The organism is Sphingomonas sp. NFR15, assembly GCF_900103265.1.
Lineage (GTDB): Bacteria > Pseudomonadota > Alphaproteobacteria > Sphingomonadales > Sphingomonadaceae > Sphingomonas > Sphingomonas pollutisoli.
On sequence record NZ_FMWX01000009.1, the window covers coordinates 69,364 to 86,876 of the forward strand.

General features: G+C 65.8%; 10 protein-coding genes and 1 tRNA gene. 4 read left to right on the plus strand and 7 right to left on the minus strand.

Annotation, left to right across the window (positions count from 1 at the left end; genetic code table 11):
* Positions 1–13 precede the first annotated feature (13 nt).
* The 3 genes from BLS81_RS17865 to treF all read left to right on the plus strand — a co-directional run bounded on the left by BLS81_RS17865 (position 14) and on the right by treF (position 6,880).
* Positions 14–2,635 (plus strand): TonB-dependent receptor, encoded by a 2,622-nt coding sequence (locus BLS81_RS17865; RefSeq protein WP_256326321.1) that lies wholly within the window; start codon positions 14–16, stop codon positions 2,633–2,635.
* Positions 2,636–2,783: 148 nt separating this feature from the next.
* Positions 2,784–5,207, plus strand: coding sequence for a TonB-dependent receptor (locus tag BLS81_RS17870; RefSeq protein WP_093225917.1), 2,424 nt, complete (start codon positions 2,784–2,786; stop codon positions 5,205–5,207).
* Positions 5,208–5,260: 53 nt separating this feature from the next.
* Positions 5,261–6,880 (plus strand): alpha,alpha-trehalase TreF, encoded by a 1,620-nt coding sequence (treF, locus tag BLS81_RS17875; protein WP_093225918.1) that lies wholly within the window; start codon positions 5,261–5,263, stop codon positions 6,878–6,880.
* A 692-nt stretch (positions 6,881–7,572) separates the two neighbouring features.
* On the opposite strand, the gene BLS81_RS17880 is transcribed toward treF, so the two are convergent.
* The 7 genes from BLS81_RS17880 to BLS81_RS17910 all read right to left on the minus strand — a co-directional run bounded on the left by BLS81_RS17880 (position 7,573) and on the right by BLS81_RS17910 (position 15,532).
* Complete coding sequence (locus tag BLS81_RS17880) at positions 7,573–8,556, minus strand: DUF1176 domain-containing protein (protein ID WP_176787245.1); 984 nt, start codon at positions 8,554–8,556, stop codon at positions 7,573–7,575.
* A 1,050-nt stretch (positions 8,557–9,606) separates the two neighbouring features.
* Positions 9,607–9,682, minus strand: a tRNA-Lys gene (locus BLS81_RS17885).
* Positions 9,683–9,770: 88 nt separating this feature from the next.
* Entirely contained in the window at positions 9,771–10,883 is a 1,113-nt protein-coding gene (rodA, locus tag BLS81_RS17890; RefSeq protein ID WP_093225921.1) for a rod shape-determining protein RodA, read from the minus strand.
* Positions 10,880–12,964, minus strand: a complete 2,085-nt coding sequence (gene mrdA / locus BLS81_RS17895; protein ID WP_093225923.1) for a penicillin-binding protein 2 — start codon at positions 12,962–12,964, stop codon at positions 10,880–10,882. Before mrdA ends, rodA begins: the two co-directional genes overlap by 4 nt.
* A complete protein-coding gene (locus tag BLS81_RS17900; RefSeq protein ID WP_093225924.1) occupies positions 12,961–13,476 on the minus strand; it encodes a rod shape-determining protein MreD in 516 nt (171 codons plus the stop codon). The genes mrdA and BLS81_RS17900 overlap by 4 nt, the downstream gene beginning before the upstream one ends.
* The gene (gene mreC, locus BLS81_RS17905) at positions 13,473–14,372 is read right to left on the minus strand and encodes a rod shape-determining protein MreC (protein ID WP_093225926.1); all 900 of its coding nucleotides are present in this window, start codon (positions 14,370–14,372) and stop codon (positions 13,473–13,475) included. Before mreC ends, BLS81_RS17900 begins: the two co-directional genes overlap by 4 nt.
* A gap of 113 nt (positions 14,373–14,485) precedes the next feature.
* On the minus strand, positions 14,486–15,532 hold the full coding sequence (locus tag BLS81_RS17910) for a rod shape-determining protein (RefSeq protein ID WP_093225928.1): 1,047 nt from the start codon (positions 15,530–15,532) through the stop codon (positions 14,486–14,488).
* A 154-nt stretch (positions 15,533–15,686) separates the two neighbouring features.
* On the opposite strand from BLS81_RS17910, the gene mutL reads away from it, so the two are divergent.
* Positions 15,687–17,510 (plus strand): DNA mismatch repair endonuclease MutL, encoded by a 1,824-nt coding sequence (mutL, locus tag BLS81_RS17915; RefSeq protein WP_093225929.1) that lies wholly within the window; start codon positions 15,687–15,689, stop codon positions 17,508–17,510.
* Positions 17,511–17,513 lie beyond the last annotated feature (3 nt).

Sequence of the window (17,513 nt, forward strand, 5' to 3'; positions counted from 1 at the left end):
TGGAGGGAAAGGGGTGTCATGGCGACTGTGCGGCGCGATCGCAGCGGCCGTGGCGCTCGGCACGCCTGCGGCTTCGCGTGCGGCGTCGGCGTTGCTCTTCGACATCCCCGGCGGCGACCTTGCCGATGCGCTGATGCGGTTCGCGCGGCAGAGCGGGCGGCAGATCCTGTTCGCGCCCGCGCAGGTGCGCGGACTCCGCGCGACAGCCGTGCATAAGCGGCTCGATCCCGACCGCGCGATCGCGCGGCTGCTGAGCGGCACGGGCTTTCGCGCGCGCCCCGCGCCGGGCGGTGCCTATCTGCTCGAAGCGGTGCCGCGCCCCGCGCCCGCGCCGCCGCGCGCGATCGCGCCGGCCGATATCGCGCAGATCGCCGATATCGTCGTGGTCGGCACGCCCGGTGGCGGCAGCCGGCGGCAGGAGGCGGCGTTCGCGGTAACGACCGCGAACCGCGCCGCGATCGACCAGCTCGGCGCGCCCGCCACCGCCGATGTACTGCGGCTGATGCCCGGCCTGACCGTGGAGACCTCGGGCGGCAAGAACGGCGCGAACATCTTCGTGCGCGGCTATCCGTCGGGTGGAGATGCCGAATATGTCACCTTCCAGACCGAGGGCGTGCCATATTTCCCGCCGGCGACATTGTCCTTCCTCGAAAACTCGCAGCTCTACCGCATCGACGGGTCCGTTCAGCGCGTCGAGGCGGTGCGGGGCGGCACGGGCGCGCTGCTCGCCTCGGGCCAGCCCGGCGCGACCATCAATATCATTCAGCGCGAGGGGGACGATCATCTCGCGGGGCTGGTCAAGACGAGCGTGATCGACGACGGCGAGGGGCGAGGCGACGCCTATGTCTCGGGCCCGCTCGGCCAGCGCGCGCACTTTATGATCGGCGGCTATTATTCACGCGGCGACGGCATCCGCTCGCCCGGCTTCGCCGCCGATCGCGGCGGGCAGATCACCGCCAACCTGCGCCGCGACCTCGCGCGCGGGTCGGTGCTGGTGTTCGCGCGCTATCTCGACGATCGCAGCCAGTGGCTGCTGCCGATCCCGGTCGAGCAGACCGGGCGCAGCATCGGCGCATATCCCGGTTTCGATCCCGGCACCGGCACGCTTGCCGGACCTGATACCCGCACCGGCACCCGCAACGACGGCAACCGCTACGACCTCAACGACGGGCGCGGCGCGCGGATCGTCAATCTCGGCACCAATGTCGAGCTTCGTTTCGGTGATACCGTGACGCTGCGCGACAAGGCGAGCTGGCTGGCGGGCCATGCCGATACGACCGGGCTCGTCTCGGACAACGTGCCGCCCGAAAGCGCCGCCGCTTACGCCGCACGGCTGGGCGGCGCGATCGGCATGCTCGTCACCACCGCCGACGGCCGGGCGGTCTCGCCCGCGCAAGCCGTGGTGCAGGCGGGCATCTGGACCGTGGCCAAGCGCATCGATGCCTTGGTCAACGACGCCACGCTCGAATGGGCGACGGGGGTGAGCAAGGCGACGGTCGGTGTGTACGCGACCGAGTATGGATCGCGCGACCATTGGGATATCGGCAACGCGTTGCTGCTCACCGCGCAGCCGCAGGCGCGCCGGCTCGACCTGACGCTTGCGAACGGCACGGTGGTGACGCGCGACGGCTTTGCGAGCGGATCGAGTTTCCTCGTCGATGCACGGTACCGGGGCAGTGATCTTGCCTTCTATGGGGTCGAGGAGGTTACGCTCGGCGATCATGTCCGGCTCGACGGCGGCGTGCGGCACCAGCGCCACAGCGTCGACGGCAGCGTGCGCGATACGCGGGCGGCTGGGTCCGGTGGGCTCGATGGCGATCCGCGCACGCTCTACGACAATGACGATATCGTGTTCGGCGATACCCGCTCGCAGGTGCGCTATCGCGGCGGGGCATGGTCGTGGACGTTCGGCGGCAACGTCGACGTGACGCGACGCTTTGGCGGCTTCACACGATTCAGCCGGGGCACCAGCTTCCCGTTCTTCGACAATGTGCGCGACGGCATCACCGTCGCACCGCGCATCGACACGATTGAGGGCGGGGTGAAGCTGACCGGGCCGCTCAGCCTCTTTGCGACTGTGTTCCGCAACAGCTTCCAGGGGCTGGCCACCACCGTCATCGCGGGCGGCGCGCCGATCGCCTCGATCGGCGGGGCGCGCGCGACCGGGGTGGAAGTCGACGGGACATGGCGGGTGGCGAAGCCGCTGTCGGTGGCGTTCACCGGCACCTGGCTCGACGCGCGCTACCGCCGCTTCTTCACCGACGCTGGCCGCACCGATCTCAGCGGCAACCGCGTCCAGCGCCAGCCGGTGTGGCAATGGCGCGTCACGCCGAGCTGGGACTTCGAAGTCGCCGCGCGGAAAGCGGGCCTGTTCGCGACGCTCGCTTATATGGGCGACCGCTGGTCCGACGTGCAGAACCAGCAACTTCTGCCGGGCTTCCTCAAGTGGGATGCCGGCCTGACATTCGACCCGACCGACCGGCTGCGCCTGCAAGCCACTGCCGACAACATCACCAACGCGATCGGCCTGACGGAAGGTAATCCCCGCGCGCTCGGGACTCAGGCGCCCGGTGCGATTTTCGCGCGGCCAATCCCCGGTCGGTCCGTCAACCTCTCCGCCAGTTTCCGGTTTTGAGCATGAACCGCCACCACCCACCCTAATCATCCGGGCCTGCGTCGATTTTGCCCGAATGCCGCGTCGGCACCGCTCCGACGCGTTGGCGGCGTGCGCCCGCAGCGCATGGCCGCCCCCCCCAAACAAAAGACCGTCAGGAGGACTTCCCATGATCCGTACGCACACGCTCACCTTCGCCTTGCTGGCCGGGACCGCGCTTGCCGCGACACCGGCTTTCGCGCAGGCGCCCGCCGCCGCGCCCGAACCCGCCGCCACCGCCGACGCCGCGCCGATGGCGGACATCGTCGTCACCGGCAACGCCAACCGCGAGGGCTTGCGTAAGCTCGACGCGAGCTATTCGATCTCCACCGCGAGCGCCGAGCAGATCCGCCAGGTCCAGCCGACCTCGACCGCCGACCTGCTCAAGATCGTGCCGGGCGTATGGGTCGAAAGCTCGGGCGGCAATGCCGGCGCCAATGTCTTCATTCGCGGCTTCCCATCGACCGGCGACGCCCCGTTCCTCACGCTGCAACTGAACGGCTCGCCGCTCGTCGCGCCGTCCTCGCTGTCGTTCATGGAGAACAGCTCGCTGTTCCGCCTCGACGACACGATCGAGCGCGTCGAGGTGCTGCGCGGCGGCCCGAGCCCGATTTTCTCGAACGGCCAGCCGGGCGCGACCACCAACTTCATCCTCAAGGAAGGCACGTCCGAGCCGCACCTGTCGCTGCGCGGCACCTACGGCACCGAGGGCACTTATCGCGGCGACGTGGTGGCGCAGGGGCCGATCGCAGCGGATACGACGTATATGATCGGCGGCTTCTACCGATATTCGGACGGCTTCCGCCACACCGGTTTTCAGGGCGATCTCGGCGGACAGGTGACGGCTAGCATCACGCACAAGTTCGATGCCGGCAAGCTGACCGTCTATGCCCGCTATCTGGACGACCAGAACGCCTTCTACACGCCGATGCCGCTGCTCGAGACGAACGGCAAGTTCAGCACCTTCGCGGGGTTCGACGCGCGCACCGACACGCTGGTCGGACGCGAGATCGAGCGTACGCTGATCGAGACCGGCCCCGCTGTCGGCGGGGGTGCGACGCAGAAGAAGGCGGTCGATCTGTCGCGTGGGCGCGGCGCGAACCTCTACACGTTCGGATCGACCTTCAATTACGATCTCGGCAGCGGCTTTGGCGTGCAGAACACCGTGAACTTCACCAAGGGCACGTCGGAGACCAACGCGCTGTTCACCGGATCGAACCCGCAGACCGTCGCGCAATATCTCGCCGCGTCGGGTGGCCCTGGCACCGTCACCTATGCCGGCACCGGCCAAGCGCTAACCGGCGGCCAGCAGACCATCCAGGCGGGCATCTGGAGCGTCGCCAAGCACATCCAGAGCTTCACCGACGAACTCAAGCTGTCCAAGGAGCTGTTCCAGGGCAATACGCTCACGCTCGGCGGCTATTTCGCCAGCGTGCTCGATCACGACACCTGGAACCTCGGCAACAAGATCCTGCTCGCGCTCGAGCCGCAGGCGCGTGTGCTCAATGCCCGTCTCGCCAACGGTACGATCCTGACGCGGAACGGTTTCACCAGTGCCAACAGCTACGACGTTAATGCCTTCTACAAGAGCACCAACATCGCCGGCTATGTCAGCGACGAGTGGAAGTTGGGTGCGCTGCGCCTCGACGGCGGCGTGCGGGTGGAGCGGGTGAAGCTCCGCGACACGTTCGAGAACAGTTCGACCGGCGATCTCGACAACAATCTGCTCACCGCGTTCAACAACGGCGCAACCTATCTGAATGGCACCTTCACCACGGTACGCTATGCGAAGACGCAGGTATCGTGGACGGCGGGCGCGGATTATGCGTTCACCAACACGCTCAACGGCTTCGTGCGGGCGAACTCGGGTGCGCTGCTGCCGCAGTTCGATGATCTCCGTGGCAACGCGACGGCAATCCAGAACATCAAGCCGCAGACGGCGGACCAGTATGAGGTCGGCCTCAAGACCTCGACCCGGCTCTACGATCTCTACCTCACCGGCTTCTACAACCGCTTCCACAATCTGATCTTCCAGGACATTCGCGTCGTGAACGGGGTCGAGCAGAACGTCGTCCTGTTCGGCGGCTCGCGCGCATATGGGCTTGAGTTCGAAGGCGCGATCCGCCCGGTCGACGGGTTCCAGCTCGCCGTGCGCGGCGTGGTGCAGGACGGCAAGTTCAAGGATTTCGGGCCGAACTCGGGTAACGATGTCAACCGCCAACCCAAGTTCCAGATCGCCGCGATCCCGTCGTACACGTTCCGCAGCGCGTGGGGCCAGGCACGGCTGTTTGGCACGTTCACGCATATCGGCAACCGCTTCGCCGATATCGAGAACCAGCAGCGGCTCGGCAGCTATGAGACGCTCGATCTCGGCGCGTCGATCGATCTAAACGACCGCTTCTCACTGCAGGCAACGGTAGACAATGTGACGAACACGCTCGCGCTCACCGAGGGCAACGTTCGCACGGTCGGATCGGCGGACAACAACGGTTTCTTCCTCGGCCGACCGATCTTCGGCCGCCACGGGACGATCACCGCTGCCGTCAAGTTCTAATGCCTTCCGCCGGCCGGGGCATGCCCGGCCGGCCCCTTTTTCACGAGGCCCCCATGATCGTCCGCTCGTCACTCGCGCTTGCGCTTGCGCTACTCGCCCCCGTTGCGGCGAATGCGCGCCCGCAAACCCCAGCGGATGCCGCTCGCGCCGTGCAGACGCCCGAGGATATCTACGGCCCGCTCTACCGCGCGGTCGAGCTTGCGCGCGTCTTCCCCGACAGCAAGACCTTTGCAGACATGATGCCGCTGAGCACGCCCGCCGCGATCCTCACCGCTTACCACGCCGAAGCGCCGCAGGATCGCGAGGCGCTCGCCACGTTCGTTGCGCGCCATTTCCGCAAGATCGGCGATGCCGCGCCTGCCAAGCCGACGATGCGTGAGCATATCCGCGCACTGTGGCCGGTGCTCGCCAAGCCGCCGATGGCGGTGGTTCCCGGCTCCTCCGCGATCCCGCTACCCTATGCGTATGTCGTGGCGGGGGGCCGTTATCAGGAGATGTATTATTGGGACAGCTACTTCACGATGCTGGGCCTGAAGGCGGACGGCGAGAGCGCGCTGATCGACTCGATGCTCGCCAATTTCACGGCTCTGATCGCCAAGTACGGCCATATCCCCAACGGTACGCGCAACTACTATCTGTCGCGCTCGCAGCCGCCGTTCCTCGCGCTGATGATGGACCTGTCCGACACACACGATTCCGCTACTGACGCGGCGCGGCTGGCTGCGCTCAAGGCCGAACATGCCTATTGGATGGCGGGTGCGGCCTGCCTCGGCGCCAGCGGCGCATGCGAGCATGTCGTGCGCATGCCCGATGGCAGTCTGCTCAACCGCTATTGGGATGCGCGCGACACGCCACGCGACGAATCCTATGCCGAGGATGTCGCCACTTCCACCGCCGCGGGCCGCACGCCCGGACAGGTTAACCGCGACCTGCGCGCGGCGGCGGAGAGCGGCTGGGACTTCAGTTCGCGCTGGCTCGCCGACGGGCAGACGCTCGCGACGATCCGCACGACGCAGATCGTGCCGGTCGATCTCAACAGCCTGATGTGGAACCTTGAACGCACGATTGCGCGGCGTTGCGCCGCCGCCGGCGACGCGGCGTGCGCCCGCGATTTCACGGGCCTTGCTGCCAAGCGCGCAGCCGCGGTTTCCATGTACCTCTGGTCCCCGTCCGAACAGCGTTTCGTCGACTGGGACCGCGCGACGGCCAAACCGACGCCCTCGATCAGCGCGGCAATGATGTATCCCCTATTTGTCGGCCTCGCCACGCGCGAACAGGCCGACGCCACCGCGACTCTGGCGCAGGCCAAGCTGTTCGCGCCCGGTGGGCTGCGCACAACGACGATCCGCAACGGCCAGCAATGGGACCAGCCCAACGGCTGGGCGCCGCTGCTGTGGATCGGCGTGCAGGGGCTCGATCGTTACGGCAAAACCACGCTCGCCGAGGATCTTGCACGACGGTGGGTCCATACCGTCTCCGCCTATTACGATCGCAGCGGGCTGATGATCGAGAAGTACAACGTCGAGACCGGTTCGGCCGGTGGGGGCGGCGAATATCCAGTGCAGGACGGATTCGGCTGGACCAACGGCGTGACGCGCGCGCTGCTCGATCGCTATCCGGCGCTCGATCCGGCCGGTCGCGTCGCGACCGGGAGCAAGGCGCGCTCCCGGTAGCCGCATCGCGCGCGAGCAGGACGACGCGGCCGGCGTTCGGCGACGGGTACCGCGCTTTCGCGGTCGCACGGCGGGCGCGCGCAACGTCGTCTTTGAGCGTGATCGTGGGCCAGCACCTCGTACTCGTCTCTCGTCAGCCGTCGTAGACGCCGCAAAAACGATCGGCACCGGATCGTCGAAGAGGCGCCTACCAGGTGACGGTCGCTCTCGCTCTGATCGCAACTTTCCGTTAAATCGGCAGTTCATCGACCGGGAGTGATCGCATTATGCGCTGTTTCAGATTTGGCGTAGCGGCGATTCTACTCGGCGCGGCGCCTGCGTGCCACGGGCAACAGCCGGCGACACCACTGACAAATGGGCAAGCGACGAAGGCGATCCGCGACTTGCTGGGGATACCCGGGCTGCAGGTGGTGTTGGGAACGTGCAAGCCGGCGCTGAAAGCCAAGTTCCCTGGGCAGACCGCCTGCACGCTGGATGGCGTTTCTCAGGCAGGGACGTCCGAGACGCAGGCGGACTTTCATTGGAGCGGGACAGAATGGATCGCAGAGCCGAGCGAATCGCAAACGATACTGCCTTTCCCCGATCCCGTCCTGATGAAGGTTCATGCCGGGGCGAGTGTTGACGTGAATGCCGGCCCACTTAGCGGAAGCAGAAGCAACTGAGGCCCGGCTCCGGTTGTGACGGTCGAACGGTCATTCTTGTGCCGAGCGAAATATAGTCGGCCAGTCTCCAGCTTCGACACCACCGCAGGTCTGTTGCAATTGCATGCTGGCGATCACGAAGGCGCCGCCGTTCCAGATCCAGCTTGCGGTCATCCCGCAGTCCGCCAAGGCACGGCCCTTGGCAGAGGTGCTCAGCATGCCCCTCTTAGGATCGAAGTCCACGTTCGTGAAGTAAGTCGTACCGGATCGTTGCGGATCGTTTCCGCGATAGGGCCGCGGCAGGACAAGGCGTTTCGCGGGGCCCCCCGCGCGCGGAACGATGAACGCAAGGGAGGAACTCTGATAGGCTCCCATAATACATGGGATGAAAACGAGTGCTTGATTTTCACTTAGCGCGTGGGCTTCTGGTTCCATATTCGTCAGATCGGTCTGGCAATCCTCCTGTTTGAACACCGCCTTTTGGTCGGTTCGGGTGGCCGCGATCAGACGCGCGCTCTCTCCGGCTTTCAGCGTCGCTGTAATCCTCCGATATGGTACCCGCGGTAGCGGGGGCGAAGCCGGCACGCGCGACGCCGGCAAGGGGCCGGGCTTGGCGATCGCAGTTACCCCGCCGATCCTGTGCTGTCGCTCGTCAAAGCGCAGAACCGCGGCGGCGAGCCCGTCGAGCGACACTTCGGATTTTCCGCCGAGTGTCAACTTCGAACCGTTGCGTAGCTTGGCGACCAATCGCCGGATCGCGGGCAGGGCGTTGCTCGCAGCCGTGGTCACCCCGTCCGCAGATTCGACCGACCAGTCGGACCCGGAGAGTGCGGCAGCCTTCCCGTCAATGGCAATGTCGCCAATCGCGAACGGCTGGTCTGCGCTGATCGCGAGTGAAAGCTTGCCCCGCGGACCCCCGTCCCGTTCGATATCAATCTCTGCACCGGCATAAGCTTCGGAGACGCCCTTGGCGACACAACGCAGAACATTATCGCAAGCGACGAACCACGACTGATAGCTGTCATAGCTCGGCACGACGACCGGAGGCGGCGCTGCCTGTGCGGTGGTTGAGATCGCGAGCAGGAGGGCTACAAGATATCGTGATCGCATCAGGGTACCTCGTGCGCTAACTCGGCCGCAATCGTTTAGCAGTATGCGAACGGTGAGAGAGTGTCGATCGATGCAGATCGAGGTCTGAAACCTCGGAAGGTATTGAGGGCTTGGAGATAATTATTATGGGCCATACCATCTGCGCTTGGCTTCGTTGATGCTCATTTGAACCGATCCTCACTGGCCGGAGAACGGCCGTTATCTTCGCTCGGCTTCGGAGATGCCATCGTCCTGATATGGCACCCATGCCGCAGGACGGGTCTAAGCGGTTGTTGAAGCGATTGCGCGACGCTTGCGCGGTGAGCGAATTTTCAAGCCATTGCGCACGCCTTCGACGATGCGGAGGGCGGTATAGATCAACAGAACAAACGAGAGATCGCCTTCTGCCAGATCGAAGACGCAGAGTTCGCGCTCCCGTTCGGTTCGCGCGACAGCTTTCTCGCAGCGTACAACGAGATCGCGGCAGGAGCGAAGAAGGGCTGCATGCTCGCAGTCGCCCGTGCAGCGAGCCAAGACATGGAGCGGCCCAATCCAATCATTGGCCGCGTGCCACAACCACCTTCATATCCTAGCAGTCTCGAATCGCCCGCCGGCGACGGCGCATAGACAGCGAGAGAGCTCGTTCGACGGATCGAGCTAATGGGGCCGGCGATCGCGGAGTGGGTGCTGCGTCGGTTCTCAGGCCGAATTAAACCTATCGCGCCGAAGTCGAACACCTCCAGGCGCTAACGCGAGAACCATTGCTGATCTTCAGCGCAGATCGCGTTGCGGATTTTAAGCGCGAAGAGAACAACATTCGCTGGGCAACATACATGAGTAGTTGCGGCCCAGAGCGGAATAGTAGGTTTACAGAGTCCAGGAAGCACTCGCCCGAGCACGATAGCTTCGTAGTCCTAAATGTAGTCCGAGAAACGAATCCTTCTGGAAAACTTCCGGTTTCCTCAAAGAGGATATACTTAAGTCATTGAGAAGGAATGGTGGACGCACTTGGGCTCGAACCAAGGACCCGCTGATTAAGAGTCAGCTGCTCTACCAACTGAGCTATGCGTCCATTCCTGTAGCGAGAGGTGCTTGGCAGCGCCACCGCGTCGGGAGGTGCGCTGTTACCATCCGCGCGGCGGGATGCAACCCCTTTTTCGCTACCATCGAACGGTTTTTCGATTTTGTCGGTCGATCGACATCAACACGCCGAGACACAGCATCACCGTCATCTGCGCGGAGCCGCCGAAGCTGATCAGCGGCAGCGGCACGCCGACGACGGGCGCGAGACCCATCACCATCGCCATGTTGATCGACACATAGAAGAACAAGGTCGTCGCCAGCCCCGCTGCGGTCAGCCGGGCGAAGCGGCTTTCGGCGTGCTGGGCGACGTTCATGCCCCAATAGATGATCGCGAAGAACGCGAGGATCAGCAACACGCCGCCGACCAGCCCCCATTCCTCCATCATTGTGGCGAGCGCGAAATCGGTATGGCCTTCGGGCAGATAATCCAGATGGCTCTGCGTACCGTTGAGGAAGCCCTTGCCGAAGATGCCGCCCGATCCGATCGCGATCTTGGATTGGCTGATGTGATACCCGATGCCGAGCGGATCGCTTTCGGGATCAAGGAACACGAGGATGCGGTTGCGCTGATAGCCGTGCAACACGAAATTGACGGCGAACGGTACGGCGACGCCCACCGCCAGCGCGCCGCCGATGAACAGCCTCAGCGGCACGCCGGCGAGGAACATCACCGTGATGCCGCTCGCCATGATCATCAGCGCCGTGCCGAGATCGGGCTGCTTCATCACGAGCGCGGCCGGGAGCAGGATCAGCGCTGCGGCGGGCCAGATCGCGCTGAACCGACGCGTCTCGCTCGCTGGCAATCCGTCGTAGAATTTGGCGACCGCGAGTACGATCGCCAGCTTCATCAATTCCGAAGGCTGCAAGCGGATGATACCCAGGTCGAGCCAGCGCTGGCCGCCGCCGCGCACCGCGCCGATCAGCTCGACGAGCACCAGAAGCACGACCAGCACGCCATAAGCCGGCAGGGCGGCCTTGCCGAAGGCGGACGCGGGTACGCGCGAAAGTCCGATCGCGCCGAGCAGGAACACGAAGAAGCGGATGCCCTGCGATTTCGCCCAAGGGGACACGCTGCCGCCCGCCGCCGAATAGAGCACGAGCAGATCGAAACAGCCAATCGCGAGCGTCAGCAGGATGATGAGCCAGGGCAATTGCGAGATCGGCTTGGGGATATAGTCCCGTGCGCTCATTGATCGCGCTCCGTCGTGCCGTCGGCGGCGATGCTGTTGCCAGCGGCATTGGTGTGCGCGACCGATTCGGCGGTCGAGACGTCGGCGGCGGTCGCCGCGTTGACCGCGGGCGCTTCGGTGGGTGCCGTCGCGTTGAGTTCGGTCTGGACCGCGACCGCGGGGGGCGGCGCGTTGGCGGCGGCACGATACGCGGTCGCCTCGGCGGCCATGCGCGTCTGGATGTCTCCGCCCCAGGTCGGTTCGAGTTCGGCGAGCGTCGCCATCGCTTTGTCGCGGTCGAACAAATAGGTCATGATATCGCGGCCGATGCCGGGGGTATCGAGGTTGCGCACGGTATGTCCGCCATGCTCCAGCACGATGGCGGTGGCGTAACGCGGTTTATCCGCAGGCGCGAAGCCGATGAACAACGCATGGTCGCGTAGCTTGAACGGCAGCGAGGCGTTCTTGAGCACGCCCGAGCTCCGCTCCGCCATCGAGATACGGCGGACCTGCGCGGTGCCGGTCTTGCCCGCGAGCGCCACACCGGGAATCTGCATGCGCGCCGCGCCGCCGGTACCCCCGCCATTGACCACGCCGAACATCGCGTCCCGCACGACCGCGAAATGCTCGGCCGAGATCGGCAGGTCATTCGGAGCCGGGGCGCGCCCGGCGAGGATGCTGGGATGGAGATCCTTGCCCGATGCGAGGCGTGACGCCATCACCGCGAGCTGGAGCGGGTTGGCGAGCACATAGCCCTGGCCGATCGACGCGTTCAGCGAATCGGCGACGGTCCATTGTTCCTTGTATTTGCGTAGCTTCCACGCCGGATCTGGTACCGTGCCATAACGCTGACTGGCGAAGGGCAGGTCGAACTTCTGGCCCAGCCCCATCGCGCGGGCGACCGGGGCGATCGCGTCATAGCCGACACGCCGCGCCATCTCGTAGAAATAGATGTCGCAACTCTGCATGATCGCGTTTTTGAGATCGAGTGGCCCGTGGCCGCGCTTCTTGTGGCAGTGGAACACGCCGTTGCCGACGCGCAGCGCGCCCGAGCAATTGACCCGCATCCCCGGATCGACGCCGGCGGCAAGCAGCGCAAGGCCGTTCATCGGCTTGACCGTCGAGCCGGGCGGATAAAGCCCCTGCAAGACCTTGTTCATCAACGGAACATGGTCATTGTCCGACAGCATCTTCCATTCGAGATGGCTGATCCCGTCGGAGAAGCTGTTCGGATCATAGGCGGGCATCGACACCATCGCGAGCATCTCGCCGGTGAGGCAGTCGATCACCACGGCGGAGCCAGAGTTGGTGCCCAACCGCCGCGCGGTATATTCCTGCAGCCCGGCGTCGATCGTCAACCGGGTGGTCTGGCCCGGCGTATCGGGGCGGGTCGCGAGTTCGCGCACGAGCTTGCCGCGCGCGGTCACTTCGACACGCTTGGCGCCCGGGCGACCGCGCAACTGGTTTTCCAGCATCTTTTCAAGGCCATCCTTGCCAAGCTTGAAACCGGGTACGAGCAGCAACGGGTCTTTGGTCTTGATATATTGCTCGGCCGAGGCCGCCCCGACATAGCCGGTAAGGTGTGCTACCGCCGCCCCGGCGGGGTAGCTGCGCGCGAACCCCCGGGTTGGCGCGACGCCCGGCAGTTCGGGCAGATGGACGCTGACTGCGGCGAACCGATCCCAATCGAGATTGTCCGCCACCTGGACCGGCTGGAAGCCGGCGGCGTGCTTCAGATCGGCGGCGATACGCGCCATCTCCTCGGGAGGAAGGCTCAGGAGGCGCTGCAACTCGCCAAGGATCTTCTCCTTGTCCTCGAGCAGATCGGGGATCAAATCGACGCGGAAATCGGTGCGATTGTTGGCGATGGGTGCGCCGTGGCGATCGACGATCCAGCCCCGGCGCGGCGGCACCAGGGTCATGTTCACCCGGTTGCTTTCGGACAGCAGACTGTAATGCGCGTTTTCAGCGATCGCCAGCCAGGTCATGCGACCGGCCAGCAGCAGCGCGACGCCACCCTGCGCCGCGCCCAGCATCAGCGCGCGGCGCGAAAAGCTGTAGGTTTGCGTAGCTTCGGTGACGATACGCGGGGGACGGCTCATGCCGGTTCGTAATCCCGATCGAGCCAGGCGCAAAGCAGCGAAATGACGGGGAACAACAACACGGAGGTAAGCACCTGAAGCAACAGTACGGTATCGACATGGGTGCCGAAGGGGACCGCGACCAGGCGGCCGCAGATCAGGTAAAAGGCGGTGCCGCCCGCCGCGATCAGCCAGTTCTGCCAGAAGTCGCGGAAAACGAGGCGCTCGTCGATCAGGTCGATCATGAAGAAACACAACGCCCAAGTGGTGATGCCGAGCCCGAACGGCTGGCCGCTCAGCAGATCATCGAACAGACCGAGCGCGAGCGGCCCCCAGACGGGGATGGCATCACGCCGGATCAGTCGCCACGCGAGCAGCATCAGCAGCCCGACCGGCGGCAGAAACGGGAAGGACGCGATCGTCGGCCAGAGCGTGACGCAAGATCCCAGCATCACGGACAGCGCGGGCAGCAGCCGGCCGACGCGCGAATCCGGGGCCTCGTCGAAAGGCCCGCGCCGGCGCGGCGTTCTCACGGCTTCTTCACCTTCGCGGCCGGCGTCGGCGTTGGGGTCGGCGCGGGCGCGGGCGCTGGCAGATAGGCACGCTGCACCAGCGCGAAATCGAGCGTGCTCGGCCGTACCGCCGCCTCCGCGAGCACGATGTCACGGCCGTGGCGCAGCACGCGGGCCACTGGGATATTGGGCGGGTAGACACCGCCGGCGCCCGAGGTGACGAACACCTCGCCCGGCGAGAAGGTGGCCGCCGCGTTGCTGACCGAGCGGATGTCGACCAGCCCGTCGCCGCGCCCCTGCGCCAGCGCGGGCAGACCGTCGCGGGTGCGCCGGACCGGCACGGAACTTTCGGGATCGGTGAGCAACAGCACGCGCGCGGTATTCGGGCCGGATTCGAGCACCTGGCCGATCAGCCCCTCAGGGCCGAGCACGGGCTGGCCATGCTCGACGCCCTGCCACGCGCCCGCGTTGAGCGTGGCGAAGCGCCGCGTGCTCGCCGCCGACGAACTCACCAGCCGCGCGGTCGTGACCGGTACGCCGACCCGCTCGCGCAGCGCGAGCAGCGCCTTCAAACGGCGATTTTCATAGTTGATCGCCCGCGCGCGCATCGTGATCGCGCGCTCGTCGGCGATCTGCTTGCGCAACGCGGCATTCTGATCGTGGACCGCGACATAGCTGCCGAGCCCCGCCGGCACCGACCCGACCGAGCGGCCGACGAACGCCAGCGCCGAAGACACCGGCGCGCTCACTTCGGCGATCGCGGTGCGCGCCGCGCCGAAGGTGTTGGGATCGAAATAGGACAAAGCGAGCAGGATCGCGCCGACCAGCGCACCCGCCACGGCGAACACATAGGTCGCGAAAACGCCATATTGCGCCCGGCGCGAAAACCCCGGACGCCGGTTATTCGACGGCGCCATCAATCCCTCGTTCGAAGCCCGCCCCGGGCAATTTGAAGCTCGACGCCCCGTACACTTGGCCGATGATGTTGGGTAGCGATATCGCGCTCGGCGAGACCGCTACCCGCACATCATCATGCGCTGTGCAACACCCCGCGGAAGACCGGATCTTCAAGCGCGCGGCCGGTGCCGAGCGCGACGCAGATCAGCGGATCGTCGGCGACCGTGACGGGCAGCCCGGTCTCGTCGCGCAGCACCTCGTCGATGCCCTTGAGCAGCGCGCCGCCGCCGGTGAGGACGATACCCTGATCGACGATGTCCGCCGCCAGTTCGGGCGCGGTGTTTTCGAGCGCGATACGGACGCCCTCGACGATGGTGCCGACCGGTTCGCTGAGCGCCTCGGCGATCTGGCCCTGGTTGATCTGGATTTCCTTGGGCACGCCGTTGACGAGATCGCGGCCCTTGATGTGGATCGTCAGGCCGATGCCGTCCGCCGGCGGCTTGGCGACGCCGACTTCCTGCTTGATCCGCTCGGCAGTGGCATCGCCGATCAGCAGATTGTGGTTGCGGCGGACGTAGGAGACGATCGCCTCATCCATCTTGTCGCCGCCTACCCGCACCGACGTCGTGTAGGCGAGGCCGCGAAGCGAGAGCACCGCGACTTCGGTGGTGCCGCCGCCGATATCGACGACCATCGAGCCGATCGGTTCGGTCACCGGCATGTCGGCGCCGATCGCGGCGGCCATCGGCTCTTCGATCAGCCACACCTGCGACGCGCCTGCGTTCGATGCCGCGTCGCGGATCGCGCGGCGCTCGACCGAGGTCGAACCCGAAGGCACGCAGATCACGATCTGCGGCCAGCGCATGAAGCGCCGCTGCCCGCCATGAACCTTGTGAATGAAATGCTTGATCATCTGCTCGGCGACATCGATGTCGGCGATCACGCCATCGCGGAGCGGACGAATCGCCTGGATGCTGTCGGGCGTCTTGCCCATCATCAGTTTGGCGTCGTCGCCGACCGCCTTCACGCGTTTGACGCCATTGAGCGTCTCGACCGCGACCACCGATGGTTCGTTGAGCACGATTCCGCGCCCGCGCAGATAGACGACGGTGTTCGCGGTCCCGAGATCGATCGCCATGTCATGCGACATGAATTTGAAGAAACGCGATAAGAAGGCCATTGATCGTTCCGTCCTGGGCCGCCCCTCGGGGAAGGTCGCGGCAATTCGCACTCCCCCGCGTCGTCTTCATGGCCGGTACGCCAGAGCAATCGCCCTGATCGCGTGAGATGAATGCGGGTCGCGGGATGGCTGCGCTTGGGCTAGAGCATGACTCATGTCAATACGGCGCCTGCCCGAACATCTGGTCAATCGAATCGCTGCCGGGGAGGTCGTCGAACGCCCCGCCAGCGCCCTCAAGGAACTGATTGAAAACGCTATAGACGCCGATGCGTCGCGGATTTCCATTCGGCTCGTCGCAGGCGGGACCGACCTCATCGAAGTTACCGACGACGGTTGCGGCATGACGCCCGCCGACATGGCGCTCGCGCTGGAGCGACACGCGACCTCCAAGCTGCCGGACGAGGCGATCGAAGCGGTTGCGACGTTGGGTTTTCGCGGCGAGGCGTTGCCCTCAATCGCGAGCGTCGCGCGGCTTTCGCTCGAAAGCCGGATGCGCGGCGCGGAAGGCTGGTCGCGAATCGTCGATAACGGGATCGTGACGGGTGAGGGACCGGCGGCGATTCCCCCCGGCACGCGTGTCCGCGTCGAGGCGCTGTTCGAGCGGGTGCCGGCGCGGCGCAAGTTCCTGCGATCGGCCCGATCCGAATATGCCGCCAGCCTCGACGTGGTGAAACGCCTCGCGATGGCGCGGCCCGACATCGCTTTCAGCCTCGAACATGACGGTCGCCGTGCGCTGACCGTCGCCGCCGGAGAGACCTTGCCCGACCGGGTCGCGGCGCTGACCGATCGCGGGCTGATCGAGAACGGCATCGGCGTCGATCTGGAGCGCGAGGGGGTGGTGCTCGGCGGCATCGCCGGGCTGCCGACCTTCAACCGTGGCATCGCCGATCATCAATATCTGTTCGTCAACGGGCGCCCGGTGAAGGACCGCCTCCTGACCGGCGCGGTGCGCGGCGCCTATGCCGAACTGCTCGCGCGCGACCGCCATGCGGTGGTGGCGCTGTTCCTCCAGGTGCCGGGCGATCTTGTCGATGTGAACGTCCACCCCGCCAAGACGGAGGTACGTTTTCGCGACCCGGCGCTGGTTCGCGGGCTGATCGTCAGCGGCTTGCGTCGCGCGCTGGACGAGGCCGGCCACCGCAGCGTGCAACGCCCCGATGCCGCCGCGCTGGAATTGTGGAAATCCGAGCCGACCGCGCAGGCTTCCGCTTCTCCTCGTTTATGGGACTCGTCGCCGCAGGCCTTTTCTCCGCAACCGACCGGAAACGTCGATGCCGGCCGGTACGACACGCCATCCGTTGTACATCATGCCGTATTCGATCGCCGCCCGACCTTCGCCGCACCGCCGCCGCAGGCGCGCGCCGAACCCGCCTACCAGCCCCCGCCGGAGACCGAGCGCTATCCCTTGGGCGTCGCGCGCGGGCAAGTCGCGCGGACCTATATCGTCGCCGAAGCCGAGGACGGGCTCGTGCTGGTCGATCAGCATGCCGCGCATGAGCGGCTGGTGCTGGAGCGGATGCGCAAGGCGATGTCCGGCGGCGGTGTCGCATCGCAAGCGCTGCTGCTGGCGGAGGTGGTCGAACTCGATGAACCGGCCTGCGACCGGCTCGAGGCGCGCGCCGCCGAACTGGCTGAATTCGGGCTCGATCTCGATCGGTTCGGCCCGCGCGCCATGCTGGTGCGCGGCGTGCCGGCCTTGCTCGGTCAGGGTGATGTCGTCGGCCTCGTCACCGATATCGCCGATGAGCTTGCCGCGTTCGATGAGGCGCTCTCGCTCAAGGAACGGCTCGATCACGTCGCCGCAACGATGGCGTGCCACGGCTCGGTACGGGCCGGCCGGACGTTATCGGTCGCCGAAATGAATGCGTTGCTCCGCGAGATGGAGGTGACGCCGCACTCGGGCCAGTGCAACCACGGACGCCCGACCTGGATAAAGCTCGCCCACGGCGACATCGAGAAGCTGTTCGGGCGCAAATAGGCA

Coding starts and splice junctions, on each gene's coding strand:
- BLS81_RS17870 (WP_093225917.1), top strand. CDS start 2,784: ATGATCCGTACGCACACGCTCACCTTCGCCTTGCTGGCCGGGACCGCG.
- treF (WP_093225918.1), top strand. CDS start 5,261: ATGATCGTCCGCTCGTCACTCGCGCTTGCGCTTGCGCTACTCGCCCCC.
- rodA (WP_093225921.1), bottom strand. CDS start 10,883: ATGAGCGCACGGGACTATATCCCCAAGCCGATCTCGCAATTGCCCTGG.
- mrdA (WP_093225923.1), bottom strand. CDS start 12,964: ATGAGCCGTCCCCCGCGTATCGTCACCGAAGCTACGCAAACCTACAGC.
- mreC (WP_093225926.1), bottom strand. CDS start 14,372: ATGGCGCCGTCGAATAACCGGCGTCCGGGGTTTTCGCGCCGGGCGCAA.
- BLS81_RS17910 (WP_093225928.1), bottom strand. CDS start 15,532: ATGGCCTTCTTATCGCGTTTCTTCAAATTCATGTCGCATGACATGGCG.
- mutL (WP_093225929.1), top strand. CDS start 15,687: ATGTCAATACGGCGCCTGCCCGAACATCTGGTCAATCGAATCGCTGCC.